Consider the following 2,528-nt stretch of genomic DNA (forward strand, 5'->3'; position numbering starts at 1 on the left):
CGGTCATGTAGCTCGACATGTCGCTGGCCAGGAAGAGCACCACCTGCGCCACCTCTGAGGGCTCGCCGGCCCGGCCCATCGGGATCTCGGCCATCTTCTCGTCCCACACGTGTTGCGGCATCGCCAGCGTCATCGCGGTCCGGATGAGACCGGGCTGGATCGAGTTGATCCGCACGTTCTTGAAGGCGACCTCCTTGGCGGCGGCCTTGGTCAACCCGACGATCCCTGCCTTGGCGGCGGAGTAGTTGGTCTGGCCCTTGAGACCGACCTTCCCGGAGATCGAGGAGACGTTGACGATCGATCCTCCCCCGTGCTCCCGCATCCGTCCGGCGGCGGCGCGGGTGCCGTTCCACGTGCCCTTGAGGTGGATCGCGATGATGTCGTCGAACTGCTGCTCGGTCATCGTGCGCATGGTGGCGTCGCGGGTGACCCCGGCGTTGTTGACGAACACCCCGAGCGGCCCGAACGCATCCTCGGCCACGTCGATCAGGTGCTCGACCGCCGCGCCGTCGCGGACGTCGCAGTTGACGTAGCGCGCCCTGCCCTGACCGCCCAGCTCGTCGACCGCGGCCGCACCCGCCTCGTCGTCGATGTCCCCCACCACGACGCGCGCGCCGTTGTCGACGAAGGTCCGGGCGATCTCCAGCCCGATCCCGCGCGCGGCGCCGGTGACGACCGCCGTCCTACCCTCGAGCAGTGCCATGGGTGTCCTCTCCTCGTGTCCGACCGGCCAGTTCGGCCAGGATCGCGTCCGTGTGTTGCCCGAGCGCGGGCACCGGCCCCATCGGCAGCTCTACGTCTGCATAGTCGACGGGCGGCAGCAGTCCGCGTACGGGTCCTGCGGGGGTGTCGACCTGTCTCCACCGGTCCCGCGCGTCGAGCTGCGGGTGGTCGACCAGCCCCCCGACATCGTTGAGCCTGGCCGCCGGGACGCCGGCAGCGTCGAGCCGGTCGGCCAGCTCCTGGGACCCGTACTCCGCGGTCAGGGCGCTGATCAGCGCATCCACCTCCCCGCGTCGGGAGACCCGGGCGATGTTGGTGGCATACCGCTCGTCGTCGACGAGGTCCGGTCGTCCGAGAACCTCGCGCACCAACGCCGCCCAACCACGGTCGTTCTGTACGCCGATGAGCACCTGGCCGTCCGTGGTCGGAAAGGCGTCGTACGGACAGATCGAGGCGTGCGAGAGACCCATACGACCGAGCTGCCGGCCCTCGTACATCCGGACGTACATCGGGTGGCCCATCCACTCGGCCGTCGCCTCGAACATGGACACCTCGATAGTGGCTCCCCGCCCGGTCCGTTCCCGCCGGAACAACGCCGACTGGACGGCCGACAGTGCGTACATCCCGGTCGCGATATCGGAGACCGGGACGCCCGACTTGGAGGCGCTCTCGGGGGTGCCGGTGATCGAGCACAGACCCGACTCGGCCTGGATGAGCATGTCGTAGGCCTTCCGACCGGAGTACGGCCCCCCGTCGCCGTAGCCGGACAGGGTGACGACGACGAGCTCGTCCTTACGCTCCCGGAGGACGGCGGCTCCGAGGCCCAGCCGCTCCATCGCTCCGGGGGCCAGGTTGCTCAGGACCACGTCCGCGCGATCGGCCAGGTCGAGCGCGACCCGGCGACCGTGGCCGGAGGCCAGGTCGAGCGCGATGGATTCCTTTCCCCTGTTGAGCCAGACGAAGTGGGAGGCCTGGCCGTGGACGGCGTCGTCGTAGGACCGCGCGAAGTCGCCCTCACCAGGACGCTCGACCTTGATGACACGAGCGCCGAGGTCGGCGAGATGCCGGGTGGCCAGCGGGCCGGCGACGGCCTGTTCGACCGCCAGGACCGTGATCCCCTCGAGAGGGAGCGGTCCGTCGCCGCTCATCGCCCGTCGGCCTCGCGGGTCGCACCACGCATGAGCCCGCCACCGATGATGAGCTTCTGGATCTCACTCGTCCCCTCGTAGAGGCGCAGCAGGCGGATGTCCCGATAGACCCGCTCGACCGCGACACCGCGCATGTACCCGGTGCCACCGTGGATCTGCACGGCCAGGTCCGCGACCTTCCCGGCCATCTCGGTGCAGTACAGCTTGGCGACGGACGGGGCGATCCGTCGGTCCTCTCCCGAGACGTACTTGGCCGCCACCTCCCGCACGAGGGCCCGACCGGACATCACCCCCACCTGCTGGTCGGCGAGCATCGCCTGCACCAACTGGAAGTCCCCGACGAGGGTGCCCCCTTGCGTGGTGGTGGACGCGTAGGACAGCGACTCGTCGAGCGCCCGCTGCGCCGACCCCACGGCGACGGCGGCGATGTGCACGCGGCCGCGGGCCAGGGACGTCATCGCCGCGCGGTACCCGGCGTCCTCGTCTCCACCCACGAGCGCCGAGGCCGGGACCCGCACGCCGCTGAAGACCACCTCGGACGTCGAGGACCCCTCCTGCCCCATCTTCCGGTCCTTCGGCCCCACCGTGACCCCGGGCGCGTCGGCGGGGACGAGGAACACGGCGATGCCCGGCCCCCGCTCGTCGGCGGGCCGCGTA

At 70.5% G+C, this 2,528-nt stretch carries 3 protein-coding genes; all 3 read right to left on the bottom strand.

The window, feature by feature from the left end; all coding sequences use genetic code 11:
- Positions 1-703: 3-oxoacyl-ACP reductase FabG (gene fabG / locus G6019_RS14630; RefSeq protein WP_182627882.1), on the bottom strand; the 703-nt coding region annotated here is incomplete at its 3' end.
- Entirely contained in the window at positions 684-1,871 is a 1,188-nt protein-coding gene (locus G6019_RS14635; RefSeq protein WP_182613046.1) for a CaiB/BaiF CoA transferase family protein, read from the bottom strand. The genes G6019_RS14635 and fabG, both read right to left, overlap by 20 nt.
- Positions 1,868-2,528 (bottom strand): acyl-CoA dehydrogenase family protein (locus tag G6019_RS17440; RefSeq protein WP_241726080.1); only part of this gene is annotated, 661 nt, incomplete at its 5' end. The genes G6019_RS17440 and G6019_RS14635, both read right to left, overlap by 4 nt.

Origin of the sequence: Dietzia sp. DQ12-76 (genome assembly GCF_014145045.1) — a bacterium.
Taxonomy (GTDB): Bacteria; Actinomycetota; Actinomycetes; order Mycobacteriales; family Mycobacteriaceae; genus Dietzia.

Bases quoted from the DNA above. Each gene is read 5' to 3' on its own strand.
- G6019_RS14635 (WP_182613046.1), bottom strand. From the start codon at position 1,871: ATGAGCGGCGACGGACCGCTCCCTCTCGAGGGGATCACGGTCCTGGCG.